Origin of the sequence: Pseudovibrio sp. Ad5 (genome assembly GCF_001623095.1) — a bacterium.
In the GTDB taxonomy this organism is placed as follows: domain Bacteria; phylum Pseudomonadota; class Alphaproteobacteria; order Rhizobiales; family Stappiaceae; genus Pseudovibrio.
Window position 1 is genome coordinate 42077 of the sequence record NZ_LMCH01000061.1, and the last position, 26061, is coordinate 68137.

The following is a 26061-nucleotide window of genomic DNA, read 5'->3' on the forward strand; positions in this document are numbered from 1 at the left end:
CTTTTGCTGAATTCAAGCTGGAGAACGAACCAGCATCAGCTGCGGCTTTACGGCAAACAAAACCAGGCCCAGGCCGAAGCAATAGAGGCTGGAGAATGCAAACTGAGTGTCCAGCTCAATACCGTTATCCAGAAGAACGCCCATCAGTCCGGGAGCCAGCGCAGAGGCAAAGACCATCATGGCCGAATAAACAGCACGGATGGAACCCAGATGTGCTGTTCCGTAAAGCTCTGCCAGAACGGCAGAGGCAATCGCCCCCCAGGAGCCAACGGTTATGGCGAGGATGATCATAGCAATTGGCACAAAGTACTCTTCGCCGCCAAAGGCAAACACAAGCACACTCACACCAAGAGGAACAACAGAAAGCGGGAGCAATGAGACGGCAGAGAAACGGTCAATCAACATACCAGCAGTCATAGAGAACACAGCGCCAGCCGCTGCATAGAGTGGCAGATAGGACGGGATTACAGTCCGTGCCCAGCCCTTTGCTTCCATGAAGTGGACCTGATGGAACATGAGGCCCGTGACAAGAAACGGCACAGCGAGCACGGCTGTCATAACCACCCAGAACCGCCAGTCCGACATCACTTGCTTTCTGGTCCAGCTGACAGCAGGACCATTTGAACCTGAAGACTCAAGCGGGTTTTCCGGTGTCCGGTCCTTCTTGAGGGTCAGATAAGCCAGAGGAAGGAAGACGACGAGAAGCGTTATCCCCGCAGCGGACCAAAGATCCCGCCATGAGAATGCGACCATGAGCGAGACAGCGGCCAATGGCAAAAGCGCTTCGCCTGCCATGTTGCCAAAAGAGGCCAGGCTGAGTGCCTTCCCTCTGGAGCCGTGGAACCAGCGCGACATGGCTGTCTGCGAAGTATGAGGGAGCATGCCCTGCCCGAACAGGCGTAGGCCATAGAGGCAAATTGCAAGTAATATGATGGAGTTATGCCAGCTCATTAAGAAACTGAATCCGGCAAGAATGATAATTGCAGCACACCCGACGACCACAGGGCGATAATAATCGACTATCCTGCCCAAATAGATAAGCGTTGCAGCACTTGCCAGTGTCGCGAACATGTAAATTGAGCCGAAATCACCGTGAGAGAGACTATAGGTCTCACGGATCTGGGAGGAAAATTGCGCGATGAAGAAGGTTTGACCAAAGCTGGAGCCAAACCCGAGCAGAAACCCGCCCGCGACCCAGCGCAGGTTGCGCTGGAGAAATTGGAAGAAAGTCATAGACTTAACCTAAAAAGCGTAGAAAGTGATTCAGGCAAAGCGTGATGCTTGCCTGAGCACCAGAGATCAAGTCCAGAGCGCGGCTTGCTTGTTCTTAAAGTAAGATCTCAAGCCGCATGTGGTTCTAGGTTCGATCCCGGAAACGGTTGGTGATTGGGTAGCGACGATCGCGCCCAAAGTTCTTTAGTGTGATTTTGACACCCGGTGCAGCCTGACGACGCTTGTACTCTGCGATGTAAAGAAGGTGTTCGACTCGATGGATGGTTTCTACAGAGTGGCCGCGCTTGGCGATCTCGTCAAGGCTCAACTCTTTTTCAACGAGACAATGCAGGATGTCATCCAGAACATCGTACTCTGGCAAGCTGTCCTGATCAGTCTGGTTTTCACGCAGCTCAGCTGTTGGCGCTTTGACGATGATGTTGTTCGGGATCACCTCACCCGCCGGCCCCATCACACCTGCCGGATGGTTTTTGTTGCGCCAGTCAGAGAGACGATAAACCTCGGTCTTGTAAAGATCCTTGATCGGGTTGAAGCCGCCATTCATATCCCCATAAAGGGTGGCGTAACCGACAGACATTTCTGACTTGTTGCCGGTGGTCACAACCATGGAGCCGAATTTGTTGGATACCGCCATAAGGATGACACCGCGAGAACGGGACTGCAGATTTTCCTCGGTGATACCGCTCTCAGTGCCGGCAAATACGCCAGCCAGCGTCTGCTGGAAGCCCTCGACAGGCTCTGCAATTGGAATGGTATCGTACTTCACACCGAGAGCATCTGCGCACGCCTTGGCGTCCTTGATGCTTTCCTCGGAGGTGTAGCGGTATGGTAGCATGATGCAGTGAACACGATCAGCGCCCAGAGCATCAACGGCCATGGCCGCACAGATCGCGCTATCAATACCGCCGGACAGGCCCAGCACCACGCCGGGGAAGCCGTTCTTGTTTACGTAGTCTTTCAGGCCAAGCACGCAAGCAAGCCAGTCTGCTTCCTGTGTATCTGGCATTGGAACGATGCGAGTTGGTTTTGCGAACCACAGACCTTCTGCATCTTTATTGAAGTCGAGGTAATCTGTTTCCTCGGTGAATTGACCGAGTTGCATCACCAATGAGCGATCATGATTGAGGGCGAAGGATGCACCGTCAAACACGAGCTCATCCTGACCGCCAACCTGATTGCAATACACGAGCGGAAGGCCCGTTTCGACAACACGAGAGAGCATGATCTGCATGCGCTCATCTATTTTATCGCGGTAGTAAGGAGACCCATTTGGAACCAGCAGGATTTCAGCGCCTGTCTCTTCCAGACATTCGCAAACCTCATCGGACCATGTGTCTTCACAAATCGGAACGCCAAGGCGCACACCACGGAAACTCATCGGACCCGGATTGGGTCCAGCATCAAAGACACGCTTTTCATCGAAAACGCCATAGTTTGGCAGGTCGACCTTGTAACGCAGGCCCTCAATGTTGCCGTTGTCGAGCAGTGCGACGGCGTTGTAGAGCTTATCCTCTTCGGCCCATGGCAGGCCAACGAGCAGCGCGGGACCACCATCAGCCGTTTCTTTTGCCAAGCCTTCCAGTTCACGCTTACAAGCAGCTACGAAGGCTGGCTTCAAGACCAGATCCTCTGGCGGATAGCCAGCCAAAAACAGTTCAGAATACAAAACCAGATCAGCGCCTTGTTCGGCGGCCAGCTTTCGGTGATGACGCACTTTCTCAGCATTACCGGAGATATCACCAAGGCAAGGGTTGGCCTGTACGACGGCCAAACGGAACTGGTCTTTAATCATCATATAAACTTCAAAGGCTTTAGTGGATGGAAGGGGTGGCCCTGTTTGCTTCGAGCTTTAATAGCTTTGGTTCTCGTGTACCGCGTTTTTGTAGCAGAGAAAAGTCGATCCATCACATAGTTGACGGTTGAGGAAAGGATTCACAGGGTGAAAATCAATCTGACGACTTCTTCTTCACCTGCCCAGAATCTTTCGCCTTTGCCATGAGGTCCAGATGCTGTTGCAACCTTGTACCCATTGGCATCTGTGCCATGTCCCTGGCCTGAATAGGCTCATCCCCCTGCATCACGATGGCCTTTAGGCGATCATACAAAATTGCGGGCGCAATTGGTTTGGCAAGGAAGTAATTTACGCCAGCATTGCGCGCCGCCACAACAACGGAACGGCGGGAATCAGCCGTAATGACGATTACCGGGGTCTTGGCAATTTCAGAATCTTCGTCCTGCCTGAGAATACGGAGGAAGTCATTGCCATCAATCGGGTGCATGATCCAGTCGCACAGCACAATATCAGGCCTGCGGTCCAGCAGAATTGCGATCGCGTCGGCCCCGTCGCCTGCTTCGTAGATGGAACGCACGCCAAAGCCGGAGATCATAGTGCGCAAGATGGAACGCATGTAGTTGTTGTCATCCACAATAAGGATTGAATAGCCAGACAACAAAGAATCGCTCTGAAGCAACAAACTCTCCCTGAGGGCGAAAAAACCTAGAAAAACATCGGGCAGCGAAAGGCAGGAGGCACATCATTCCAATTTTCTATGTGCTTCGCATATAAATATTTATCAAAAAAAGAGGGGCTGCACAATGTGCAACCCCTGATCATCATATGAATACTCTAGATAGAGTTAAGTGTTCACTGCAAGGCGTGTATCAGATTCTTTTCTGAGGTTCTCTGCGATTTTGAACGCCAGCTCCAGAGCCTGATCCGCATTGAGGCGAGGATCACAATGGGTGTGGTAACGATCACCGAGTTGTTCTGCGGACAGTGCGCGTGCACCACCAGTACATTCGGTCACATTACGGCCAGTCATTTCGACGTGAACACCACCTGCATGAGTGCCTTCAGCGCGGTGAACCGCGAAGAATGCTTCTACTTCACGCAGAATACGCTCGAATGGGCGCGTTTTGTATCCGTTTGCAGTGATGGTATTGCCGTGCATCGGGTCACAAGACCAAACAACTTTCTTACCCTCACGCTCAACAGCGCGTACCATAGCTGGGAGATGTTCGAACACCTTGTCCTGACCGAAACGGGTGATCAGTGTCAAACGACCAGCTTCGTTTTCAGGGTTCAGAACGTCGATCAGCTTGATCAGCTCTTCAGGATCAAGAGATGGACCACATTTGAGGCCAATCGGGTTCTTGATGCCACGGAAGAATTCAACATGTGCATGATCCAACTGACGCGTACGATCACCGATCCAGAGCATATGGCCGGATGTTGCGTAACATTCGCCAGTGGTGGAATCGATGCGTGTCAGCGCTTCTTCGTAGCCCAGAAGCAATGCTTCATGGCTGGTGAAGAAATCAGTGGAACGCAGCTGTGGTGTGTTGTCGGGATCAACACCGCAAGCACGCATGAAGGAGACAGCGTCGGAAATGCGATCTGCCATTTCCTGATAACGGTGTGCCTGCGGGCTGTCTTTTACGAAGCCGAGCATCCACTGATGGACGTGATCCAGATTGGCAAAACCACCTTGCGCGAACGCACGGATCAGGTTCAACGTCGCAGCAGACTGACGGTAGGCTTTCACCTGACGCTCAGGGTCTGGAATACGAGAGTCTTCGTTGAACTCGATACCATTGATGATGTCACCACGGTAGCTAGGCAGTTCAATATCGCCCTTCTTCTCAATATTGGAAGAACGCGGTTTTGCAAACTGACCAGCAATACGGCCCACTTTTACAACTGGCTGCTGCGCACCATAGGTGAGCGCCACGGCCATTTGCAGGAATGCTCTAAAAAAGTCGCGAATGTGATCAGCGTGATGCTCTGCAAAGCTCTCCGCACAATCACCACCTTGCAAGAGGAATCCACGCCCCTCGGCAACATCAGCGAGCTGCGCTTTCAACTTGCGCGCCTCACCTGCAAACACGAGCGGCGGATAAGTTGCTAGGCGACTTTCAACGTCTGCCACTGCTTCCTTATCTGGATAGTCCGGTACCTGCACGATCGGTTTTGATCGCCAGGAATCCGGTGTCCATTTGTCCGCCATTTTAAAACTCCATCAATACGGAATGCTGCCAGCGCGCCCTATGCGCCTCTCTTTGGCAGCGTTAATTCTTTGAGCTGTTCTCATCATGAGACAAAAGCCCAGAAAGGCTTATACACGCAGCCCGTTTATCTGACTAGGGGGACGTATACGTTGTTTTATCGCTGTAGGTTGAGGATACCTCAAAAAAATCAGGCCTTATGAGAATCCATCAAACCAATCTGCTTTAGAGCTACTATGTTCTAATAAATTAGAACTTGATAGACAATTATTTCAAAGCACCCTTCAAGATCGCAGATGAACACTTGTGTAAAGATACATGAAGCGTTCACACTCGCGAACCATGAACTTAATTTCAGCGATTTAAATATTGAGCATTCACAGATTTCAGCAGATCGTCAATCGTTGCCGCAAGTTCTTTGGACAGAACAATAGCACGCGGATAAAACGGCTCTGTGCGATCATTTAGGATTGGTACACGATCCCAGCCGTCAGTGGTTTCCATGAAGTGCAACAATCCTTCATGCCCCCACAGGCGATGGAATCCAGCCATGACGCAGTCAACATAACTTTGCAGGATTGGGTGCTCGTCATTGCCCCAGTGTGCGTACTGATCCTGCACCTGATAAAGGAACGTGTCTGATGGCATCTGCCTGCCACAGTCGGGCACGAAACTATCATCGCAGAGGGATTTGCGGTTATAATGCCATTCACGTTTATCCAGCGCAGGCAGGTTTGCTTTTGTATCAAGCACCATCGCACCACGAATGACAGAGCCCTCTTCACGACGGACACCCAATGCGCAGACACCAACGCCTGACATGCGGCCATTGCCTTTTTTGCCTTTGGAGCAGCCACGCCATTCCCGCTTCCAGCCACTCAGCTGTCCAGCAACCACAGTCGTGCCTGCGGGCAATGTTTCTTCATTTACGAGTGAGCCATAACCAAAATAGCAAATCTGGTCCTGTGTGAGGTCAGTCACGGGTATTCCTATCAAAACGAGAAAGATGCCCTGCTCCAGATGCAGGACAAAAAAGAACCGCTAGCAAGGACTAGCGGTTCTTTGGAAGTCAACTAAAGTTTAATTCTTGCGGATACGCTCAGATGGTTCGCGCATTGTCACCAGTTCTTCCGCAGCAGTCGGATGCACCGCAATGGTACGGTCGTAGTCCGACTTGGTGGCGCCCATGGACAGGGTCACGCCGATGATCTGGATAAGTTCGCCAGAGTCTGGACCCATGATGTGAATGCCAAGGATTTTGTCGGTATCCGCATCCACCAGCATCTTGAGGAACATCTTGCCAGGTTTGCCAGAAAGGGTGTTCTTCATCGGACGGAAGGATGAGGAATAGATATCGATGTTGTCGAAGCGTGCCTCAGCTTCTTCCTGCGTGAGACCTGCCGTACCAATCTCAGGCTGAGAGAAGACTGCGGTCGGGATCATAGAGTGATCGACATGCCACTCGTTGCCACCATAGGTGCTGTCTGCGAAAGCATGGCCTTCACGGATCGCAACTGGGGTCAAGTTGGCACGGTTGGTGACATCGCCCACAGCAAAGATGCTTGGTACAGAGCTCTGGCTCTGTGGGGTTACGACGATTGCACCTGCTTTGTCCAGTTCAACGCCAGCTTCTTCAAGACCGAGGCCTGCTGTGTTCGGGCGTCGTCCGATTGCGTAGAGCACCTGATCGGCTTCGATTACTTCGCCGGCGTGCGTGGTCACTGTCAGACCGCCCTCATGCTTCTCAATGGATGCAATGGTGGACTTGGTTTTGACGGTGATACCTTTTTCTACCATCTGCTCATGCAGACCGGTACGCACGTCCATATCGAAACCGCGCAGGATTTCTTCACCGCGATACAAAAGCGTGGTCTCAGATCCCATGCCATTGAAGATGCCAGCGAACTCGACAGCGATGTAACCGCCACCGACAACAATGGTTCGCTTCGGGAATTCGGAAAGGTGGAATGCTTCATTGGATGTGATGGTATGCTCGCAGCCGACAAGACCTGCATCAACGTTTGGCGTTGCACCAACAGCTACAAGGATACGTTCAGCTGTGATGACTTGATCGGTAGACAGCAAGCGGACGGTGTTCGGACCTTCAATCACCGCGCGGCTGTCATGCAGTTCAACGCCGGACTTATCCAGGTTGCGGCGATAAATGCCTTCCAGACGGGTGATTTCCTTGTCTTTATTTTCGACAAGCTTATCAAAATCAAAGGTTGGCGTGCCGTTCAGGCTCCAGCCATACCCGTCCGCGTTTGCGAATTCCTCGGTGAATTTAGATGCGTAGACAAAGAGTTTTTTGGGAACACAGCCGCGGATAACGCAGGTCCCGCCATAGCGAAATTCTTCAGCAATACCGACACGGGCGCCATGGGTTGCTGCGATGCGCGCTGCACGTACGCCGCCAGAACCGGCCCCAATAACAAAGAGATCGTAGTCGAAATTAGTCATTACAGCCCACTTTCGTTTGCAATAAACCTTATGCAACGACGTTTCGTTACGCTCTAAGGTCTTTTCTTATAAAAACGTAGGCTCAGATTTGGGCCAGATACGCCCAAATTTCAAGGGGCGTATCTGATCTAACTGTTCATTTTGGATTGCGATTTCGTGATCGCTTATTGAGCTGCCATTTCAGCAAGTTTCTTCCGTGAAATTGCAACCATGTCGGTGCTGACTGCATCGCTCCACTGCTTTGCAGCACCGATCGTCAATGCAGACAGTGTACCGGACAGGTCAGCAAGACGCTTACCGGTGTCGGAGTTGTAGAAGGTTGCGATTTCATTGAGCTGGTCTTCTGAGAAACGACGCGCCCAAACTTCGTAGATCACACGATCCAGCTCCTGACGGCGCGGGATAAGTTCAACAGCAGCCTCATTCACAGCGATATCGATCTCAGCGCTCATTGCCGGATTAGAACGAATAAACAGGGTACGAGTACGCTCTGCAACATCTGGAAGGATGTTATCGAAGTTCTCGATGGACTTTGTTGCACGAACAGCCGCTTTTGCAGCTTCGATGTGACTTTCAGAAATGGAATTGTCCTGAGCCATAACCGGGCTGGAAATCAGCACACCAGCAACAACCAGTGATGCAACACCTGCAATTGCTGCAGACTTGAACTTAGCGAGCATAAAATGGCTCCCCTATATTTTAATCAGCTGTCCTAAAATGACTGTCGGGACAGCTTAAGGTTCCAAGACACGAATTTCATCAGTACCGGCAACATAGGCCCGTACTGCCATATCAATAAACAACCCGTGCTCAACGACACCTGGAATAACCTCCAGGCGTTTTGCCAGTGACTTCGGATTGCTGATTGCCTGTAGGTGACAATCAAGAATGTAGTTGCCGTTATCGGTTACAAGTGGCTTTTCCCCTGCCATACGCAGGATCATCTCACCTTGCAGCCCCTCAGCGTCCAGGCTGTTTTGCATCATCTGGCGAGTGGCCTCAAGCCCGAACGGAACAACCTCCACGGGAAGCGGAAACTTTCCGAGGGTATCAACAATTTTGCTCTCATCAGCAATCACAAGCATGCTTCCGGAAGCCGCCGCAATTATTTTTTCGCGAAGCAGCGCTGCGCCGCCGCCTTTGATAAGGTTCAACTGCGGATCAATTTCGTCCGCCCCATCAATAACCAGATCCAACACTGGCGTTTCATCCAGTGTGGTCAACGGCACTCCAAGCTCATCGCAAAGAGCTTGGGAATAAGATGAGGCTGGCACGCCGATGATCTCAAAGCCATCCTTCACCATCTCTGCCAGAAGGCGGATCAGTTCATTGACTGTTGATCCAGAACCTATCCCCAGCTTCATGCCGGGCTTAACTTCCTTGAGTGCTGCAGCTGCGGCCTGCGCCTTCAAACTCATTGCCATCTGACTAATTTCTCTTCCCCGGACCCAAAGCTTGTTCGGAAACGTTCACAGACAAGAACAATTCTGCCTAGTTATTGCGCTTGGGTCTACTGTGACATAACTCCTGCTGATTACCATGAGGTGTGTGTCCCGCCAAGCAGCAATCCACCCAACACACTATAGGTTTTCCTCGCAAATTGACTTCACGGTGAATTTCGGTAGTGTGGCGCGGATTTTCTCAACAGAAACGAGCTTAAGTATGACAACACCAGTTCTGGTTTTCGACCTAGACGGTACTCTCCTGGAGACCATGGGAGACCTCACAGCGTCGATGAATCATGTTTTGGTAGAAGCCGGGTTTGAAGCCATTGAGCCTGAACGGGTCAGGAAAATGGTCGGCGCTGGCGTGAAAGTGCTGATGAGCCGTGGGCTCGAGGCGAGCAAGATTGAAGTGACAGATGAAGTTCTGGAACCATTGCTTGCTAAGTTTATTCGCTACTACGAGACTCATATTGCAGATAAGACCCATGCTTTTCCGCAGGCGCTGGAAACAGTTGCGCGGCTGAGAGCTGTTGGCTGGAAAACAGCTATCTGCACAAACAAACTGGAAAAACTGGCTAAACCGCTGGTTCGTGCCATGGACATGGAACACCTGTTTGACGCTGTTGTGGGCGGAGACACCTTCTCTAAGAACAAGCCGGATGCGATGCCAGTCTTTGGTGCAATCGACATTGCCGGTGGCTCCCGCGCAGGCTCCATTTTCATTGGCGATTCCAAGGCTGACATCAGCGCTGCACGTAACGCTGGCCTGCCCGTGATCGCCGTGGATTTCGGTTACACAGACATTCCTGTCCGCGAACTGGGGCCTGATGTGGTGATTTCTCACTACAATCAGCTGGAAGCGGCAGTCAAAGAGTTGAGTGCTGAGAACGCACCGACCTAACTCTCTGATATAGATACAAGATACTCTGCCGCCCCTGTTTGTTCAGTGGGCGGCAGTTTTGTTTACAGCCGCAAATCCGTCTCAATTCCCCCACGTAAATCCCATCAATAAATCACTGCTTGGTTCGATTTTTCGCTCAATGCAGTCACATTCCCCTGCGAAACATTCAGTCAATCGGAAAGCTCTGTTTTCCAGTAAATGAACATCAACACGGGAACACTGCGCCACATCAGGTGCAGGTCAATGGCTGCATGGTTAAAGCTTCACTCGTTTCGCTGTTTGCGATCATTCTGGCTAGTGCGCTTGCGCAACTGGCGAGCTCTGCTTTGCTAACAAGCTTGCCGCTTCAGATCGCCAGCATTGGCGGCTCTGCCTCTCAAGCTGGCCTTGTGGCAGGGGCTTACTCTCTTGGTTTTATGGTTGGGTGTATGCGTGGTGTGCGCATGATCAACCGGATCGGACACATCAGAGCCTTTGCTGGTGCTGCTGGTTTGACAGCTCTTCTCGTTTTGCTTTTCAAGAACACAGAGAGCATCATTTTCTGGACTGTACTCCGGTTCTTCATGGGGGCGGCATTTGCGGTTTTGTTTGCCACAGCTGATGCATGGCTGAATGAGTCTATCAAAGACGAAGTTCGTGGGCGTATTTTATCTGTGAACTCCATTGTGATTGGTGCAATGGCCATTCTCTCACAGATTTTCGTTGCCAAATTCACCGAGGTTCCTTTGCAAATGCTGGAACTGCTCAGCGCTGTACTGCTTGCAGCTGTTGTATTGCTCTGCATGACCCGCTCTGTGCCACCACGCACATACAAAGCCAAGCGCATTAAGTTCAAAGAGATTTGGGCTCAGTCTCCTGTGGCTGTGCTGGGTGCTTTTGCTTCCGGTGCTATCGTCACCAGTCTTTTGACGATTGTGCCCTACTCCCTGTCCAAGGCCGGGGTTGGAGGCAGCACCACAGCTCTTATGATTGCGATGATCTATATTGGCCGCCTGATGTTCCAATGGCCGTTTGGCTCTCTTGCTGACCGCATGGATCGCAGATGGCTCATTCTTGGTTCTTCTGCACTGATCACCGTCATCATGGTTACCTTCCTGATTGCTGATCCGTTCACTGGCTGGAACTCTGGCTTCCTGCGTAATTATCATCTGCTGAGCATGCTGGGTCTGGTGCTGGTTGTTCTTGGAGGTCTCTCCTTCCCGCTGCAATCCATCTGCGTGGCACACGCATTTGAACGGAAACCGGAGAGCAGTGTTGCGTTGTCGACCTATCTGCTTTTCATCTGGGCTGCGGGCAGTGTTGCAGGTCCAACACTCATCAGTATCCTTGCACCAGTACTTGGTTCCAAGACGCCTGATCTCATTTTGATTGGTCTTAGCGGTTCACTTGCTCTGTTCACTGCGTATCGGCTTTATGTGGCGAAGCTGTTCTTTGTTCGTCGTTCGACACGTAAACAACTCCTAAGTGTGAGCAACATGCCTTATGCAAGTTATCACCAAGCTCAACCCTCTGAAAAATATAAGTAATACAAAGCCTATGGTGTCAACGGGGCCGCCTCCAGCGATATATTTGGAATTCTTTTGGGAAAAGTTTCTTCAGGGGCTTGCGAGAACCCGTCAAAGGCCCTAAACACCTCCTCACGCCACACGGCGTACCACCCTACGGGGGCGATTAGCTCAGTTGGTAGAGCGCTTCGTTTACACCGAAGATGTCGGGAGTTCGAGTCTCTCATCGCCCACCATTCCTTCTTATGAAGGCTTTCAGTCTCCCGATTATTCGCGGAGGCTTTTTTATTTTCTTCCGTTGTTTTCCTTGTACATACATTTTGCCTCCCCATATTGCCCCAGAGGGTTTGGAAACATGTTGTGCCTTGGCGTTTTCGTGGTGCACATCACAACTCTTTGTTTTGAAGCAGAAATTCTTTGAAAGTCTGAAACAGTTTTTCTAAGATGGGCTTCTGAAATTTGGGCAGTTTTAAAGATCAGGACCACGTCTATGAACCGGATATTTTTGTTTATCGGCAAGACTTTTGCAGCGTCTGTGATGCTGTTCTTTTTCGTGGTTGTTTTCCAAACCGTGATGTATGGCGGCCCGGCACGTGATGTTGCAGCCTTTATCTCGGGCGCAGGCGGCGTTTCTTACACTTCTTTTGTCGCGATCCGAAATCGGAATGCCTAATTAAGTCATTCGATCCTTATTAAGAAAGGGAGCCGAAGCCCCCCCCCCCCCCTCTCTATCCTTCTTATATTTTCAGATCTTCGCCTGTACCGAAGTTGTCGGCGACATAATCCAGATCCTTATCACCACGCCCCGACAGATTGACGAGGATTGTCTCTCCCGGACACTCCTTGGCGAGCTTCATCGCATATGCGACTGCGTGAGAGCTTTCCAGTGCAGGAATGATCCCCTCATAACGCGAGAGTGCCCAGAAGGCTTGCAAAGTCTCATCATCGGTCGCTGAGCTGTAGTGCACCTTACCGATATCATGCAGGTAGGAGTGCTCAGGTCCGACACCTGGATAGTCCAAACCAGAGGCAATTGAATGCACTGGCGCGGGGTTGCCTGCTTCATCTTCCAGAACACGGCACTTGAAGCCATGGAGCATGCCCGGCTTGCCGAATGTCATGGTTGCTGCGTGCTGCCCAAGCTCAGGCCCTTTGCCCATTGGCTCGACACCGTGCAGCTTGACTGATTTATCCTGAATGAAGCCAGAGAAGAGGCCCATTGCGTTTGAGCCGCCACCAACACATGCCACAGCATGGTCTGGCAGATTTCCGGTCATCTCAGTGAACTGCTCACGGGCCTCAATACCCACGACCTGCTGGAAGTCGCGTACCATACGCGGGAATGGGTGCGGTCCGACCACAGAGCCAATTGCGAACAGAGCTTCATCAGCCTGCTCCAGATAAGATGTGAACGCGGAGTCCACCGCCTCTTTCAGTGTGCGCCCGCCGAAACCAACCGGTACGAGCTTTGCGCCCAATAACTGCATGCGGATGACATTTGGATGCTCTTTCTCGATGTCCACTTCACCCATGTGAATTTCGCAATCTAGCTCAAAGTAAGCTGCAGCTGTTGCTAAGGCCACACCGTGCTGACCTGCCCCGGTTTCTGCAATGAGCTTCTTCTTGCCCATGTGCTTTGCCAGAAGTGCCTCTGCCATGCAGTGGTTGAGCTTGTGGGCGCCAGAGTGGTTCAGGTCTTCCCGCTTTAAGTAAATGTTCGCGCCTGAGCCAATCCGGTTGGACAGATTGCGTGCATGCGAGATGGGGGTTGGGCGGCCCTGAAAGTGCTTGCGGATGTAGCGCAGCTCATTGATGTAGGATGCATCGCCAGAGATCTTTTCGTAGGCTTTCGCGATCTCTTCGAACTGAGGCACCAGCTCAGGCGGCAGAAATGCACCGCCATACTCACCGAAGTAGCCTTCTTTGTTCGGGAACTCTTTTAAATAATTGTCCATCAGCTCACGCTCTCCCAGCCCATTATCTATATGTATGGGACTGATGCTACTTTAAGCCGTGCGGGGCAATCCATCTGGTAATTGGAACTAGTCACTGATTTATTGGCAGATAAACAAGCACTTAAAGCACCGCATGGCCTTCCATGCAGTGTTGGAACAGAATTCCCGATAATCGGGATGATCAAGGCGGCAGGCAATACCTGCGCTGTTTGCTAAGTTAGTTTCTTCGGCATTGGCTACACGCCTTGCCCGGGCTTTCTTATAATGAACAACATCGCCTCTTTTGCCTATAAGGTACGATAGTCAGTTTCCTGAAAAGACAGTGGCTTATCCAGTCAGGTTTCCCTGCTCAGACAGTTCCTCCGTCTTTGACAGACACGTCAGCAAAAGTGGATTTCCCACCGGTACATTTGCATCCATCACCGCGTGATACCCTATAGTCCTGGGCCCTTCCCCTCAAACCATGCGGTCACGTTTGAAGTTCGGTTCACCGGACCACTGAAAGGTGCGTTACGTCTTCCAACAGCCCAACCCAGCCTACGACACACTGACGGTCGCTCCGCCAGCAGCCCGTTACGTAGGCATGCGTTTAGTATGGGCATGGTTTTGAGCCAGGGGGATAAGTTTTTACACACCCGCATACAAAACAAAAAAGCCCCAGCACATGGCCGGGGCTTTTCGTATTCCAGAGAGAACTCTGAATTACTTGAGGTCAACGCCGTAGAAGATGTGACCTCCGAATGGGTCAATCTTGAAGTCTTTTACGTTAACTGAGACTGGCTTAGATACAACAGAGTGAGCGATGGTCGCCCATGGAGCTTCACGCTTGAAGACCACCTGTGCCTGCTCATAAAGCTTGGTACGCTCAGCAACGTCTGCAGTTACTTTCGCTTTCTGGATCAGGTCTTCAAACTCAGCGTTGCACCACTGAGCGCGGTTGGAACCACCAACGCCGTCACAGCCGAGAAGAACTGCGAGGAAGTTGTCCGGGTCACCATTGTCACCAGTCCAGCCCAGTAGAACAGCACCGTCACGGTCCAGCTCTTTAGAGCGCTTCAGGTACTCACCCCACTCGTAGGAAACGATCTCAACGTCAACACCAGCCTTCGCGAAGTCGCCCTGAATAACTTCAGCCATACGACGTGCGTTCGGGTTGTATGGACGCTGAACAGGCATCGCCCAGATCTTCATCTTCAGATCTTTGACGCCTTCTGCTTCCAGAGCAGCTTTTGCAGCAACCGGATCATACTTATCATCCTGAAGGTCTGCATTGTAAGACCAGATGGTCGGCGGGATTGGGTTGGAAGCGACTTTACCAGCACCCTGGAACACTGCATCCAGAATTGCCTGTTTGTTGACAGCCATGTTCAGCGCTTTACGCACCTTTGGATTGTCGTAAGGCGCCTGCTTAGTGTTGTATGCCAGATATCCAACGTTCAGGCCTTCCTGCTGCATGAGGTTGATCGATGGATCATCCTTCATTGCTGCAATGTCAGCTGGGTTTGGATAAGGCATTACATGACATTCGCCAGCTTTCAGCTTCTGATAGCGAACGGATGCGTCTGGAGTGATCGCAAATACCAGATTGTCAAGCGGTGCTTTGCCAGCCCAGTAATCCGGGTTTGCTTTATAGCGGATCAACGCATCTTTCTGGTAGCCAACCAGCTGGAATGGGCCGGTGCCAACAGGGTTCTGATCGAAGGCATCCTGATTGTCCATCATCTTCTCTGCGTATTCAGCAGAGTGAATGGAAGCAAAATCCATCGCAAGGTTTGCGATCATTGGCGCTTCTGGACGGGTCAGAACGAACTTCACGGTGTAGTCGTCTACCTTCACGATCTCTTTGATGAGATCAGGCATGGACATTGCGTTGAAGTATTCGTAGTTACCGCCGGAAACGCTGAAGTATGGGTTTTCTTTGTTGCCCTGACGGTCGAAGGAGAAGATTACGTCATCGGCGTTGAAATCACGCGTTGGAGTAAAGTTTTTGGTGGTATGGAATTTTACACCCTTGCGCAATTTGAAGGTGTATTCCGTACCATCTTCAGACACATCCCAGCTTTCAGCTAGTCCTGGAACAGTCTTTGTCGTGCCACGCTCGAATTCAACCAGCCTATTAAATATGTTTTTAGAAGACGCATCAAATGTTGTGCCTGCTGTGTAGAGCGCTGGTGTGAAGCCCTCAGGAGAACCTTCTGAGCAGTATACCAGTGTTTTGGCCATGCTTGGTGCAGCAAACGCCATTGTTGCAGCCAACACACTGCCCATAAGAATTGATTTTTTCATTTCTCGTGTCCCCAATCACCTAAAGTGAATGCAAAAGCCAAGGCCTTTGATCATTTATCGAAGCTGCTTGATGCAGTTCTTCTCATAGGATTTTGCAGCGCCACACCGCAGGCTCACCTCAAGCCTACGAACCTCTCCTCAAAGAAGAAGCCATGTTCAGAATGATTTCAGGAAGAAATAGCGCGGATAGAGCACAAAATAAGCCCTCCTCCGCTGCATCGTGTCCTCCCCAGCACACCCCATATGCAACAGCTGCAAACGGGAGTACCTTATACGTAATTCTCGGTAAAATCTCCTCTTAATTGCGCATTTTTCAAAGAAATTGTTTCAACATTGCACTGAATTGGGAAAATCGTTAATGAAATGACAAAGGGCGGCTCCCCGATGGGAACCGCCCTTTTATTTTTCAAACTACACAATCAGCTTAGTGAGAAGCAGCAAGCCGCGCTTTGATGTGAGCGACGTCTGCCTGAGGCGTCGCGTTGAACAGTGTCTGGGTATACTCATGCTGAGGATTTCCAAACACTTCGTCGCGCGTGCCGTATTCCACCACTTCACCATAATACATCACCATGACCTTGTCCGCGATGTAGCGCACCACAGACAAATCGTGGGAAATGAACAGGTAAGTCAGGTTGAACTCATCCTGCAAATCAGCCAGCAAGTTCAGGATCTGAGCCTGAACGGACAGATCCAACGCTGAAACAGGTTCATCAAGAATGAGGAGTGACGGGTTGAGAACCAGTGCACGACCAATCGCAATACGCTGACGCTGACCACCAGAGAACATGTGCGGATAGCGGTTGAAATGCTCAGGACCAAGACCAACCTTGACCAGCATTTCCATCGCCTTGTCGCGGCGCTCGGCTGGAGACATGGTGGTGTTGATCATCAAAGGTTCGGTAAGAACGTCACCAACACGCTGGCGCGGGTTCAAAGACCCATACGGGTTCTGGAACACGATCTGCACCTTGGAGCGCATGTCCTTGGACAGCTTTTCCTTTGAGATGTCGATCGGGTTGCCCTCAATGAGAAGCTCCCCTTTCGTTGCCGGATCGATCAAGGTCAGGATACGCGCCAGTGTAGACTTACCGCAGCCGGATTCCCCCACCACTGCAAGCGTTTTGCCGCGTTCCAGACTAAAGCTGATGCCCTTCAGAGCACGGTTAACATGCTCTTTTCCGAAGATACCTTCTTTGGTGCGATATTCGCGAACCAGATTGCGCGCTTCGAGGATGATATCGTCAGCCATTATGCAGCTCCTTCATCGCCGAGGTGAAAATCAGAGACCGTTGGCAAACGATCACCTGTTGCGTTTTCAGGAAGCGCGGAAAGCAGAGCCTTGGTGTACGGGTTCTTCGGGCTTTCAAAGAGTGAGAGAACATCTGACTCTTCCATCTTCTTGCCTTTGTACTGAACCACCACACGGTCAGCCGTTTCAGCAACCACTGCCATGTCATGAGTGATCATGATCAGGCCCATGCCGCTTTCTTTCTGCAGATCAAGGAGCAGATCAAGGATCTGCTTCTGAATGGTCACGTCGAGCGCAGTTGTTGGCTCATCAGCGATCAGCAGCTTTGGCTTACACGCAATTGCCATGGCAATCATCACACGCTGACACTGACCACCAGACATCTGGTGCGGGTACTTTTTCAGCGCCTTCGCAGATTCAGGCATCCCGACGGAGTCGAGCAGCTCGATCGCACGTGTTTTGCGTTCACCGCGGCTCATCGTGGTGTGCTCTTTGAGGGTCTCATCAATCTGAGCGCCCACAGTGAAGCATGGGTTCAAGCTTGCAATTGGCTCCTGGAAGATCATGGAAATGTCTTTACCAATGATCTCGCGGCGCTTTTTTGCAGACATGGTCAGAAGGTCATAGCCTTCAAACTCCAGCTTGTCCGCCCACAGATGACCGTTGTTGGCCAGCAGGCCCATAACAGCCAACATGGCTACAGATTTACCAGATCCACTTTCACCCACAACAGCAAGAACTTCACCTGCGTCAACGGAATAGCTCACGCCATCCAGAGCCCGGAAACGTCCATCAACCGTGTCGAATTCAACCGTTAGGTTTTCAATTTCAAGAAGGGCCATCGTCAGCTCCTCTTCAGTTTAGGATCGAGAGCGTCACGCAGGCCATCACCGATCAAGTTGATTGCCAGCACTGTGGTTAAAATCGCAATACCCGGGAAAGTTACAACCCATGGCGCACGCAGGATGAACTCGCGAGATTCAGCAAGCATTGTGCCCCATTCCGGCTGAGGTGGCTGAGCACCCATACCGAGGAAGCCCAGAGCCGCTGCATCAAGGATCGCGGTGGAGAAGGAAAGCGCTGCCTGCACGATGAGTGGAGCCATACAGTTTGGCAGCACAGTCACGAACATCAGACGCAGAGTACCAACACCGGAAACACGCGCGGCCATCACATACTCACGGCTCATTTCGGACATCACTGATGCTCGGGTGAGACGCACATAGTATGGCTGCTGCACGATCGCGATCGCGATCATCGCGTTGAGGAGCGATGGGCCGAGAATAGCAACAAGCACCAAGGCCAGCAGCAAGGACGGGAATGCCAGGATGATGTCCATGATACGCATGATGATGGTATCAACCCAACCACCAAACGTACCGGCCACCAGACCGAGACACACACCAACAACAAGCGCAACAGATACAACCACCACACCAATGAAGAGCGAGAACTGGCTGCCGTAAATCAGGCGAGACAGCAGGTCACGACCCACAGCATCTGTGCCAAGAACGTAAGACCAGCTTCCACCTTCCTGCCATGCTGGTGGCAGGAGCAGCGCATCGCGGTACTGTTCGATTGGTGAATGAGGTGCAATAAAAGCTGCTCCCACAGCAATCACAACAAGCGTCAGGAAGAAGATCAGACCCGCAACAGCCCCTTTGTTGGTGCGGAAATGTCTCCAGAAATTGACGATAAGTTCAAACCGGGTATCCGGTCCGGAATTTTGTGTCACGTCAGCCATGATTTACTCCGTATGCCGAATTTTCGGATTAACCAGACCGTACATCAGGTCCACAATCAGGTTCACGATCATGACGATTGCAGCAATCATCAAAAGACCGCCCTGCACAACCGGGTAGTCACGACGGAAAATACTATCAACCATCCACTTGCCGATTCCCGGCCAGGAGAAGATGCTCTCTGTCAGGATAGCACCACCAAACAGCACGCCGATCTGCAAACCAATAATGGTGATGACCGGAATAAGCGCATTCCGCAGAGCGTGAATGCCGACCACACGGAAGTTGGAGAGACCCTTTGCACGTGCAGTACGCACATAATCTTCATCCAGAACTTCCAACATGGCAGAGCGCGTCTGACGCGCAATAACTGCCAGTGGAATAGTGCCCAGAACGACGGTTGGGAGAATCAGATGACTTACAGCCGAGATGAATGCACCAGGCTCATCTGAGAGCAATGTGTCGATCAACATGAAGCCTGTAACAGGCTCAATCCAGTACAACAGAGAGATACGACCTGAAACAGGTGTCCACCCCAAAATGCCGGAGAAGAAGATGATCAGCAGCAGGCCCCACCAGAAGATTGGCATGGAATAACCGGCCAACGCTGTTGTCATAACAGTGTGGTCCAGTGCCTTACCGCGCTTTACAGCTGCGATAATACCAGCAGGAAGCCCGACGACGATTGCAAACAGAATTGCACAGAGGCCAAGCTCAACCGTTGCCGGGAAGAGCGTCATAAACTCCTGAAGAACAGGCTGTTTTGTGACAATAGATACGCCAAGATCGCCTTGAACCAAATTGCCCAAGTAAGTGAAATACTGTTGCCAGATCGGTTCATTGTAGCCGAACTGCACCATAAGTTCTTGATAGCGCTCAGGGCTCACACCGCGTTCGCCAGCCAAAAGCAGAATTGGATCGCCTGGCAGCAGGCGAATGAAGAAGAACGAGGTCAGAGTAACCCCGATAAAGGTCGGGATGAGCAAACCCAGTTTTTTTAATATGAGACGAAGCATACTTCAGTCACACCAATCAGAGGATTGTTTATCCGCAAGCCACCACTTGCGGTATGGAAGACTTTTCCAAAAAAGTATCCCGGCGAATACATCGCCGGGATACAAATTGTCCAGCGGAAAATTATTTCTACTTCAGATCTACGCCATAGAAGTAATGGCCACCAAACGGATCAATCTTGTAGTTTTCAACACGAACACTGATCGGCTCAGAGACAAGAGAGTGCGCAATAGTTGCCCAAGGCGCCTCACGTTTGAATACTACCTGAGCTTCCTCATAAAGTCTTGTGCGTTCATCTACGTCAGATACCTGTTTGGCTTGTACAACAAGATCATTAAATTCATCATTACACCACTGCGCACGGTTGGAACCGCCCACTGCATCGCAAGACATTAGCACTGCAAGGAAGTTGTCCGGGTCACCATTGTCACCAGTCCAACCCAGCAGAACTGCGCCGTCACGATTGATGTCAGAAGAACGCTTAAGGTACTCACCCCACTCGTAGCTGACGATCTCGACTTTAACACCGATTTTCGCGAAGTCTGCCTGAAGGACTTCAGCCATACGACGTGCATTCGGGTTGTATGGACGCTGTACAGGCATCGCCCAGATCTTCATTGTCAGATCTTTGACGCCTTCCGCTTCCAAAGCCGCTTTTGCTGCTGCCGGATCATATGGGTCATCAACGATTTCGTTGTTGTAGGACCACATTGTCGGCGGGATCGGGTTTTTCGCGATCTGACCGACGCCCTGGAATACTGCGTCCAGAATAGCCTGCTTGTTGATAGCCATGTTCAGCGCTTTACGCACTTTTGGATTATCAAACGGTGCCTGCTGGGTGTTGTAGGCCATGTAGCCAACATTCAGACCTTCCTGCTGCAGAAGGGTGACGTTTGGATCTTTGGACATTGCATCCAGGTCAGCCGGGTTTGGATATGCCATCACCTGACATTCACCTGCAGCAAGCTTTTGATAGCGCACAGATGCATCTGGTGTGATTGCAAAGACCAGATTGTCGAGTGGCGCTTTGCCATTCCAGTAATCAGGGTTTGCTTTATAGCGGATCAGAGCGTCTTTCTGGTAGCCAACGAGCTGGAAAGGACCGGTACCAACTGGCTTCTGATCAAAGGTGTCCTTGCTGTTCACCATTGCGTCTGCGTATTCAGCAGACTGGATGGACGCGAAGTCCATTGCCAGGTTCGCAATCATTGGTGCTTCTGGACGGGTCAGCTTGAATTTGACGGTGTAGTCGTCAATCTTTTCAATGCTGTCGATCAGGTCAGGCATGTCCATGGCGTTAAAGTACTCGTAGGTACCGCCAGACACGTTATGATATGGGTTTTCTTTGTTGCCCTGACGGTCGAATGAGAAGATCACGTCATCGGCATTGAAATCTCGGGTTGGTGTGAACCACTTTGTGTCGTGGAATTTTACACCCTTGCGAAGGTGGAAGGTGTATTCCTTGCCATCCTCAGAAACTTCCCAGCTTTCAGCCAGTGCCGGAGCAACTTCGGTTGTGCCAGGCTTGAACTCCACCAGCTTGTTGTAGATCTGACGCGAGCTTGCATCAAATGTGGTGCCTGCGGTGTACAGAGACGGTGTAAAGCCTTCCGGAGATCCTTCAGAACAGTACACGAGAGTTTTTGCCATTACAGGGCCAGCCACAACTGCTGCTGCGAACAGGCTACCACCAAGCAAGAGGCTTTTTTTCAAGGACATTGGTATTCTCATTCCGTTTTATTGCTTGTTCCAGTTGTTCTTCAACACTGCTTATTGCTGCAGTTTATTCAGGGATTTTGGCTTTGAGAGACTATTCCGGCAACGGAAGGATGGAAGGCCGTCTTCTCCACATAAAGATGCATGACGCGGTTTCTCCGCGAGATACATTCTTCAGGTTTTTCGATTTCGGCTTGCACGTAATTCCGCGACGAGATTACCCACTCATAGCTCAAACCAAATCAACGACATCGCACAATCATATGCGATTAATTCTTCGATGGTCGATTTTAGAACATTAAGTTTCGTTTCTGACTTCGGAAATAATTAAAAATTTCAGAAGCACTGTCTAATCGGTACGACTACCTAGAACTGCATCCTCAGGTTGTTTTATTCCTTCTTACTTACCTGAAATTACATAGGTATTCTTACCACATATTTGCGGTGTCGTAATTATACTTTAGATTCGAACTTGATTATTTAAACAGTTTTTACACAATACTATCAGGAGCTTATACGAGTTCAGGCCTGCAGATACGCGTATTGCGTGTCACACAAGCCTGTTATCCAGCTGGTTTTGGAGTGTTTTTATTCTTCTGAAAGCTTAGCCATACATTCGTCATGTATGGACTGGATTTCGGAGATTGTGACTTCCAGCGCTTCTTTTCTCGCGCTTAGCTCCTTCAGCACTTCCCCGGTTCTAGAACCAAGGTATTCAAGCTGCTGGCGGTGCCCTTCCCCGTGCTGACCATAAAGGTCCAGGAAGTGTTTGATCTCGGAGAGAGAGGAACCAATCGCTTTACCGCGCAGGATCAACGCCAGGCGCGCTCTGTCTTTGCGATTATAGATACGCACACCATTGACGCGCTGAGGTGAGATCAGACCTTTACTCTCATAAAACCGGATGGATCGGGTAGAAATCTCGAACTCTTCAGCCAGATCGCCAATTCCAAAAAGTTCCTGATCGGCGTGACCCGTTTCTTTTTCCGCTTCCGCGAGAGGGTTCAGCGTTTCTTCTCTTCTCTCAGACATGCATCCCCCTAACATCGAAGAACTTGATTGACGTTACCTAACGTCGCCGTAAAGCATTACCATAACGGCGACACTATATCACCAAATTGTCATTGCGTTTACGGCTTCTCGTTTTCTTCCTAATCTTTACCTATAGGATAACCATCAGAAATCAACACAAATTGCAATTAGCCAGATAGGTAATATTGCGAGATATCGATAGCGCCTTATAAAAAAGAACGGGATAAACCCACAAGAGATGCCATAGAACATCCGTATCCTGCGTGTTTTTGAATTTTTATTGCGCTGCCGCATTCCCCAGACTTGACAAGTTTGAGGTTTTGGAAGACCCCTGCCCCTACGACGCCTACTGAAGCAACTTGCCTTTGGCTTAGGTCATTTCAGTTATTTGTATGCGTATCCTCTTTTGCGAACCGACTGGCTCTTCAAGGAGATACGCTCTAGGATAAGTTATGAGTAAGAGTCTTGAGGAACGGGTCGACGAACTGGAAATGCATATCGCACACCAGAACGAAACGATCGAAACACTCAATGATGTGGTCTCCAATCAGGCACAGGTTCTTGACCGACTCGTCTCAGCAATGGGACAGATGAAGGACCACCTGCTTGATATTCAGGATCTGGTTGAACAAACACCTGCGAACCAGAAACCTCCACATTACTGAGCAAACAGGCTTTTCCTATACTAAGAGGAAACTATTTTCCTGCTGAACATCAGCAAAGATAGGTATACTCAGGTAAGGGGAAACCTGATATTAAGAGATGACAGGTCTGCTGTGCTTGAACGCAGGCCCTTTTTTCGTGGATCACTCAACGTTACGAGAGTGAACAATACAATTTTCTGTTCCGCCGCCTATAAGGGCTGCCACTGCTGTCCTTTTTTGAACAGCACCTGAGAACAAAAAAGCCTGGATGAGAAAGAAACCCAATGGCTATTGAGCAGATACTGGCGACCCATAAAAAGGAGAGCCTTGCCGATAAAGCTTATCGTCTGATTGAAGAGCTGATCGTCAACCTTGACCTTGCGCCTGGCATGGCGCTGACTGAAGGTGACCTTTGCGAACGGACCGGCATCGGCCGAACTCCAGTGCGCGAGGCCATCAAACGCCTTTCAACCGAAGGGCTGATTGTTATTCGCCCACGCAAAGGCCTGTTTGTTTCTGAGATTGAGACTTCCGAGTACGTTCTGGTTCTGGAAACCAGAAAGCCTTTGGAGCAGCTTCTCGTCGCTTCCGCTGTTAAGCGTGCGACTGCAGAAGAGCGCGAAGCTCTGCACCAGTGTGCTGAAGAAATCCTTGCGCAGGCCCGTGCAGGCGATGTGAAGGGCTATCTGCGCGCGGATAAGGTTTTTGATGAAGTGCTCTGTGCCGTCTCCCGGAACCCGTTTACAGCTCGCGCTGTGGCTCCGCTGCAGACTATGAGCCGCCGGGCCTGGAGTGCTTTCCGCGGTGCTGAAAAGCTCGAAGATTCTGCTATTCGCCACCATAAGCTTGCTGAAGCTTTGGCAAACAACGATGCAGAGAAGGCAGAAGCGGCAGCTGTCGAGATGATGGACCATCTGACCAACTTTGCAGTCAAGCAAGCTGAAAAGACTGGCGACAACGCCTAGGTTCAGAGATCTCAATCAATAAGCAAAAAGCGGAGCCTGTGCTCCGCTTTTTTATTGCTCAGTTTTTGGCATTTTAAAGGTATCAATCCGGGCGTTACGCCCGCTTGCCCCGAGCAGAACCAAATAGGGTTGATCTGTTTGAATTACCGGTCGCTTTGCACCGTAAATGCCTGAGAGCCGCAAACGCACCTCACCGTGAGGTGTCATTCCTGTAACCATCCCCGCAGACATCTGAGAGAGCTTAATAGGAGCGTAAAGGATCTCGTAGGAGGGAGGGGCAGCTCCAGGGCGCATGACGACCACAGCGTTGGCTCTGATATCACGCCCCTCGTCCTGTACGTCGACCACTCCAACGGCTCGGTGTAAAATTTTATACTGGCAATTCATCTAGATAATCATCGTCGTCGATACATTATGAAGCCGCTGCCTGTTTGGCAGCATTTTCAACAATGTTGTCCTTCAAACTCGCAGGTACATGGAATGTAAAGTCCTGAATGAGGACGTCCTGCACGATATCTGTCGCGAAGCGTTCGTTGACGCGGTCACGGACCTCGTCAGTCAACTCCTTCAGGTCAGATTTTTTCAGCTGGGCGAACTCTTTGTCAGCCTTGCTGTAAATGATACGGAAAGCTTCATCGACGATGAACGCATGAGGTGGAACCGCCAGCTTTGCAAGCAGTTCGCTATCAACCGTAAACACAAACTGCGCCACAATATAACCGTGGATCTTGCCATCTTCGAGTACTGGAACGTTGATGGTCGGTGTGCTTTGATAATCCAGTCCTTCCAAATGCGCATTCTTTTGCAGCATCGGATCAAAGTCGGTCTTGTACAGAGCTGTAAAGTAGGCTGCACCGACGGTGACGAGACAGATCCAAACTCCGGTTACGAGAACTTTCAACATACGTTTTTACCAGCTTCCAACCAGAGATTCATAGGTGCCATCAGAGTCATGATCCTTCATCACTTGCGACAGGAGACCAGATACTTCTTTGACAGCATTAAGCTGGGTCGACAGCAGCTTCATATTAACTGCAAGCTTTTCCTGAAGTTCCTGAAGCCGGACAACGATCTCGCTTGGCAAGTTTTCAGGGCCAACTGCTTTGCCCGCCATATCAAGATCAAGCATCGCGCGGCCTTTGAGATAGGCGCTCTCTTCCAGATCAATGTCACCTTTGCCGATAAGAGCTTCATTTTCAGTCGACAGCAGCTTGTCTACACGTCCGATACTTTTTGAAAGAGCAATGTAGTCTTCCGGCAAGATGTAAGCGTCGGTGTCATCAAGCTGCCCAGTATCCTGAACCACTGGTTTTTCGTCATGTAAAACCAGTTCCTTGTGCTCACTGTCGATCATCTCAGACATTTATGCCTCTTGCTTTGGGAGAGTTGGACGAATGGTATCTGGCAGGAGCATTTCTGCCAGACCAAGAGAACCTGTTTTGGCGAGTTGGTTTGCTAGCTGCTCCGCCATCAAGCCTTTCCACATGGTGCCTGCTGTCCCGCCGCCATAGACGTTTTCAGTCTCCTTTGGCAGCATGGATTTCACGAAGGTCTGCAAGACAGCACTTTCCAGCTTCTCACCGAGATCAGCTGTCTCAAGCTTCTTGGAGTAGCGGTTGGCCATTGACTTCAAACTCTCAACGCCCTCTTGCCCTCTTGCCTGAGCCGTGCCGGAGGCATTGTCAGCTTCCGCCATAAATCTGGAGAAGCTGCTTGAAGCCCATGATGGCTCAGAGACGGGCAAATCCTTTGAAACGACGGCGGGAGCCTTAAGAGAGCGCGTGGCAGCTCTGACCTCAAAAGGGTCTGCTTGATTTATTACGTCCAGAACAAGATCGCTGACAGGCTGAATGGCCATGAGCACTCCCACTAGTCAAAAGAAGGGCATATATAATTGGAAAGACCC

Annotated in this window: 25 protein-coding genes and 1 tRNA gene; 6 read left to right on the forward strand and 20 right to left on the reverse strand. The window is 50.7% G+C overall.

Annotated features, from left to right (window positions below):
• Nucleotides 1-12: 12 nt before the first annotated feature.
• The 8 genes from PsAD5_RS18185 to rpiA form a co-directional block, all read right to left on the reverse strand.
• Nucleotides 13-1233 carry an MFS transporter gene (locus PsAD5_RS18185; protein ID WP_063293124.1) on the reverse strand — a complete coding sequence of 407 codons (1221 nt, stop codon included), beginning with the start codon at nucleotides 1231-1233 and terminating at the stop codon, nucleotides 13-15.
• A 124-nt stretch (nucleotides 1234-1357) separates the two neighbouring features.
• On the reverse strand, nucleotides 1358-3025 hold the full coding sequence (locus PsAD5_RS18190; protein WP_153040746.1) for an NAD+ synthase: 1668 nt from the start codon (nucleotides 3023-3025) through the stop codon (nucleotides 1358-1360).
• A 154-nt stretch (nucleotides 3026-3179) separates the two neighbouring features.
• A complete protein-coding gene (locus PsAD5_RS18195; RefSeq protein WP_208860384.1) occupies nucleotides 3180-3704 on the reverse strand; it encodes a response regulator in 525 nt (174 codons plus the stop codon).
• A gap of 165 nt (nucleotides 3705-3869) precedes the next feature.
• Nucleotides 3870-5240 carry a class II 3-deoxy-7-phosphoheptulonate synthase gene (locus tag PsAD5_RS18200; protein ID WP_057466053.1) on the reverse strand — a complete coding sequence of 457 codons (1371 nt, stop codon included), beginning with the start codon at nucleotides 5238-5240 and terminating at the stop codon, nucleotides 3870-3872.
• A 352-nt stretch (nucleotides 5241-5592) separates the two neighbouring features.
• Nucleotides 5593-6219, reverse strand: coding sequence for a gamma-glutamylcyclotransferase family protein (locus PsAD5_RS18205; RefSeq protein ID WP_063293126.1), 627 nt, complete (start codon nucleotides 6217-6219; stop codon nucleotides 5593-5595).
• 99 nt (nucleotides 6220-6318) lie between these two features.
• Entirely contained in the window at nucleotides 6319-7698 is a 1380-nt protein-coding gene (gene gor, locus PsAD5_RS18210; protein WP_063293127.1) for a glutathione-disulfide reductase, read from the reverse strand.
• 164 nt (nucleotides 7699-7862) lie between these two features.
• A complete protein-coding gene (locus PsAD5_RS18215) occupies nucleotides 7863-8378 on the reverse strand; it encodes a DUF2059 domain-containing protein (protein WP_063293128.1) in 516 nt (171 codons plus the stop codon).
• A gap of 54 nt (nucleotides 8379-8432) precedes the next feature.
• Nucleotides 8433-9122: a ribose-5-phosphate isomerase RpiA gene (rpiA, locus tag PsAD5_RS18220; protein ID WP_063293129.1), complete on the reverse strand. Its 690-nt coding sequence runs from the start codon at nucleotides 9120-9122 to the stop codon at nucleotides 8433-8435.
• 238 nt (nucleotides 9123-9360) lie between these two features.
• On the opposite strand from rpiA, the gene PsAD5_RS18225 reads away from it, so the two are divergent.
• From PsAD5_RS18225 to PsAD5_RS18240, 4 genes are all read left to right on the forward strand, one after another.
• Nucleotides 9361-10044: an HAD-IA family hydrolase gene (locus tag PsAD5_RS18225; protein WP_084404417.1), complete on the forward strand. Its 684-nt coding sequence runs from the start codon at nucleotides 9361-9363 to the stop codon at nucleotides 10042-10044.
• Between the two features lie 251 nt (nucleotides 10045-10295).
• Entirely contained in the window at nucleotides 10296-11570 is a 1275-nt protein-coding gene (locus tag PsAD5_RS18230) for an MFS transporter (protein ID WP_063293130.1), read from the forward strand.
• Nucleotides 11571-11709: 139 nt separating this feature from the next.
• A tRNA-Val gene (locus PsAD5_RS18235) sits at nucleotides 11710-11785 on the forward strand.
• 254 nt (nucleotides 11786-12039) lie between these two features.
• The gene (locus PsAD5_RS18240) at nucleotides 12040-12222 is read left to right on the forward strand and encodes a hypothetical protein (protein ID WP_057466048.1); all 183 of its coding nucleotides are present in this window, start codon (nucleotides 12040-12042) and stop codon (nucleotides 12220-12222) included.
• A gap of 64 nt (nucleotides 12223-12286) precedes the next feature.
• Here PsAD5_RS18240 and trpB read toward each other — a convergent pair whose 3' ends face one another.
• From trpB to PsAD5_RS18280, 8 genes are all read right to left on the reverse strand, one after another.
• Entirely contained in the window at nucleotides 12287-13504 is a 1218-nt protein-coding gene (gene trpB / locus PsAD5_RS18245; RefSeq protein ID WP_063293131.1) for a tryptophan synthase subunit beta, read from the reverse strand.
• Between the two features lie 702 nt (nucleotides 13505-14206).
• Complete coding sequence (locus PsAD5_RS18250; protein ID WP_063293132.1) at nucleotides 14207-15790, reverse strand: ABC transporter substrate-binding protein; 1584 nt, start codon at nucleotides 15788-15790, stop codon at nucleotides 14207-14209.
• 424 nt (nucleotides 15791-16214) lie between these two features.
• Nucleotides 16215-17042, reverse strand: coding sequence for an ABC transporter ATP-binding protein (locus PsAD5_RS18255; protein ID WP_063293133.1), 828 nt, complete (start codon nucleotides 17040-17042; stop codon nucleotides 16215-16217).
• Complete coding sequence (locus tag PsAD5_RS18260; RefSeq protein WP_063293134.1) at nucleotides 17042-17884, reverse strand: ABC transporter ATP-binding protein; 843 nt, start codon at nucleotides 17882-17884, stop codon at nucleotides 17042-17044. The genes PsAD5_RS18255 and PsAD5_RS18260 overlap by 1 nt, the downstream gene beginning before the upstream one ends.
• A 2-nt stretch (nucleotides 17885-17886) precedes the next feature.
• Complete coding sequence (locus PsAD5_RS18265; protein ID WP_063288355.1) at nucleotides 17887-18786, reverse strand: ABC transporter permease subunit; 900 nt, start codon at nucleotides 18784-18786, stop codon at nucleotides 17887-17889.
• A 3-nt stretch (nucleotides 18787-18789) separates the two neighbouring features.
• Nucleotides 18790-19800 carry an ABC transporter permease subunit gene (locus PsAD5_RS18270; RefSeq protein WP_063288354.1) on the reverse strand — a complete coding sequence of 337 codons (1011 nt, stop codon included), beginning with the start codon at nucleotides 19798-19800 and terminating at the stop codon, nucleotides 18790-18792.
• Nucleotides 19801-19927: 127 nt separating this feature from the next.
• On the reverse strand, nucleotides 19928-21517 hold the full coding sequence (locus PsAD5_RS18275; RefSeq protein WP_275078134.1) for an ABC transporter substrate-binding protein: 1590 nt from the start codon (nucleotides 21515-21517) through the stop codon (nucleotides 19928-19930).
• A 585-nt stretch (nucleotides 21518-22102) separates the two neighbouring features.
• A complete protein-coding gene (locus PsAD5_RS18280; protein ID WP_057466043.1) occupies nucleotides 22103-22546 on the reverse strand; it encodes a MerR family transcriptional regulator in 444 nt (147 codons plus the stop codon).
• A 452-nt stretch (nucleotides 22547-22998) separates the two neighbouring features.
• On the opposite strand from PsAD5_RS18280, the gene PsAD5_RS18285 reads away from it, so the two are divergent.
• On the forward strand, nucleotides 22999-23211 hold the full coding sequence (locus tag PsAD5_RS18285; RefSeq protein ID WP_057466042.1) for a SlyX family protein: 213 nt from the start codon (nucleotides 22999-23001) through the stop codon (nucleotides 23209-23211).
• A gap of 263 nt (nucleotides 23212-23474) precedes the next feature.
• Nucleotides 23475-24155 carry a GntR family transcriptional regulator gene (locus tag PsAD5_RS18290; RefSeq protein WP_063288353.1) on the forward strand — a complete coding sequence of 227 codons (681 nt, stop codon included), beginning with the start codon at nucleotides 23475-23477 and terminating at the stop codon, nucleotides 24153-24155.
• A gap of 51 nt (nucleotides 24156-24206) precedes the next feature.
• Here the strand turns inward: PsAD5_RS18290 and PsAD5_RS18295 are convergent, their stop codons facing one another.
• From PsAD5_RS18295 to PsAD5_RS18310, 4 genes are all read right to left on the reverse strand, one after another.
• Nucleotides 24207-24503, reverse strand: coding sequence for a hypothetical protein (locus PsAD5_RS18295; RefSeq protein ID WP_208980746.1), 297 nt, complete (start codon nucleotides 24501-24503; stop codon nucleotides 24207-24209).
• A 64-nt stretch (nucleotides 24504-24567) separates the two neighbouring features.
• Nucleotides 24568-25059, reverse strand: a complete 492-nt coding sequence (locus PsAD5_RS18300) for a flagellar basal body-associated FliL family protein (protein WP_063293136.1) — start codon at nucleotides 25057-25059, stop codon at nucleotides 24568-24570.
• Between the two features lie 6 nt (nucleotides 25060-25065).
• Nucleotides 25066-25518 carry a hypothetical protein gene (locus PsAD5_RS18305; protein ID WP_063293137.1) on the reverse strand — a complete coding sequence of 151 codons (453 nt, stop codon included), beginning with the start codon at nucleotides 25516-25518 and terminating at the stop codon, nucleotides 25066-25068.
• On the reverse strand, nucleotides 25519-26013 hold the full coding sequence (locus tag PsAD5_RS18310) for a rod-binding protein (RefSeq protein ID WP_063293138.1): 495 nt from the start codon (nucleotides 26011-26013) through the stop codon (nucleotides 25519-25521).
• Nucleotides 26014-26061 lie beyond the last annotated feature (48 nt).

Bases quoted from the DNA above. Each gene is read 5' to 3' on its own strand.
- PsAD5_RS18185 (WP_063293124.1), bottom strand. From the start codon at position 1,233: ATGACTTTCTTCCAATTTCTCCAGCGCAACCTGCGCTGGGTCGCGGGC.
- PsAD5_RS18190 (WP_153040746.1), bottom strand. From the start codon at position 3,025: ATGATTAAAGACCAGTTCCGTTTGGCCGTCGTACAGGCCAACCCTTGC.
- PsAD5_RS18200 (WP_057466053.1), bottom strand. From the start codon at position 5,240: ATGGCGGACAAATGGACACCGGATTCCTGGCGATCAAAACCGATCGTG.
- gor (WP_063293127.1), bottom strand. From the start codon at position 7,698: ATGACTAATTTCGACTACGATCTCTTTGTTATTGGGGCCGGTTCTGGC.
- PsAD5_RS18215 (WP_063293128.1), bottom strand. From the start codon at position 8,378: ATGCTCGCTAAGTTCAAGTCTGCAGCAATTGCAGGTGTTGCATCACTG.
- rpiA (WP_063293129.1), bottom strand. From the start codon at position 9,122: ATGGCAATGAGTTTGAAGGCGCAGGCCGCAGCTGCAGCACTCAAGGAA.
- PsAD5_RS18225 (WP_084404417.1), top strand. From the start codon at position 9,361: ATGACAACACCAGTTCTGGTTTTCGACCTAGACGGTACTCTCCTGGAG.
- PsAD5_RS18230 (WP_063293130.1), top strand. From the start codon at position 10,296: ATGGTTAAAGCTTCACTCGTTTCGCTGTTTGCGATCATTCTGGCTAGT.
- PsAD5_RS18240 (WP_057466048.1), top strand. From the start codon at position 12,040: ATGAACCGGATATTTTTGTTTATCGGCAAGACTTTTGCAGCGTCTGTG.
- trpB (WP_063293131.1), bottom strand. From the start codon at position 13,504: ATGGACAATTATTTAAAAGAGTTCCCGAACAAAGAAGGCTACTTCGGT.
- PsAD5_RS18250 (WP_063293132.1), bottom strand. From the start codon at position 15,790: ATGAAAAAATCAATTCTTATGGGCAGTGTGTTGGCTGCAACAATGGCG.
- PsAD5_RS18255 (WP_063293133.1), bottom strand. From the start codon at position 17,042: ATGGCTGACGATATCATCCTCGAAGCGCGCAATCTGGTTCGCGAATAT.
- PsAD5_RS18260 (WP_063293134.1), bottom strand. From the start codon at position 17,884: ATGGCCCTTCTTGAAATTGAAAACCTAACGGTTGAATTCGACACGGTT.
- PsAD5_RS18265 (WP_063288355.1), bottom strand. From the start codon at position 18,786: ATGGCTGACGTGACACAAAATTCCGGACCGGATACCCGGTTTGAACTT.
- PsAD5_RS18270 (WP_063288354.1), bottom strand. From the start codon at position 19,800: ATGCTTCGTCTCATATTAAAAAAACTGGGTTTGCTCATCCCGACCTTT.
- PsAD5_RS18275 (WP_275078134.1), bottom strand. From the start codon at position 21,517: ATGTCCTTGAAAAAAAGCCTCTTGCTTGGTGGTAGCCTGTTCGCAGCA.
- PsAD5_RS18280 (WP_057466043.1), bottom strand. From the start codon at position 22,546: ATGTCTGAGAGAAGAGAAGAAACGCTGAACCCTCTCGCGGAAGCGGAA.
- PsAD5_RS18285 (WP_057466042.1), top strand. From the start codon at position 22,999: ATGAGTAAGAGTCTTGAGGAACGGGTCGACGAACTGGAAATGCATATC.
- PsAD5_RS18290 (WP_063288353.1), top strand. From the start codon at position 23,475: ATGGCTATTGAGCAGATACTGGCGACCCATAAAAAGGAGAGCCTTGCC.
- PsAD5_RS18300 (WP_063293136.1), bottom strand. From the start codon at position 25,059: ATGTTGAAAGTTCTCGTAACCGGAGTTTGGATCTGTCTCGTCACCGTC.
- PsAD5_RS18305 (WP_063293137.1), bottom strand. From the start codon at position 25,518: ATGTCTGAGATGATCGACAGTGAGCACAAGGAACTGGTTTTACATGAC.
- PsAD5_RS18310 (WP_063293138.1), bottom strand. From the start codon at position 26,013: ATGGCCATTCAGCCTGTCAGCGATCTTGTTCTGGACGTAATAAATCAA.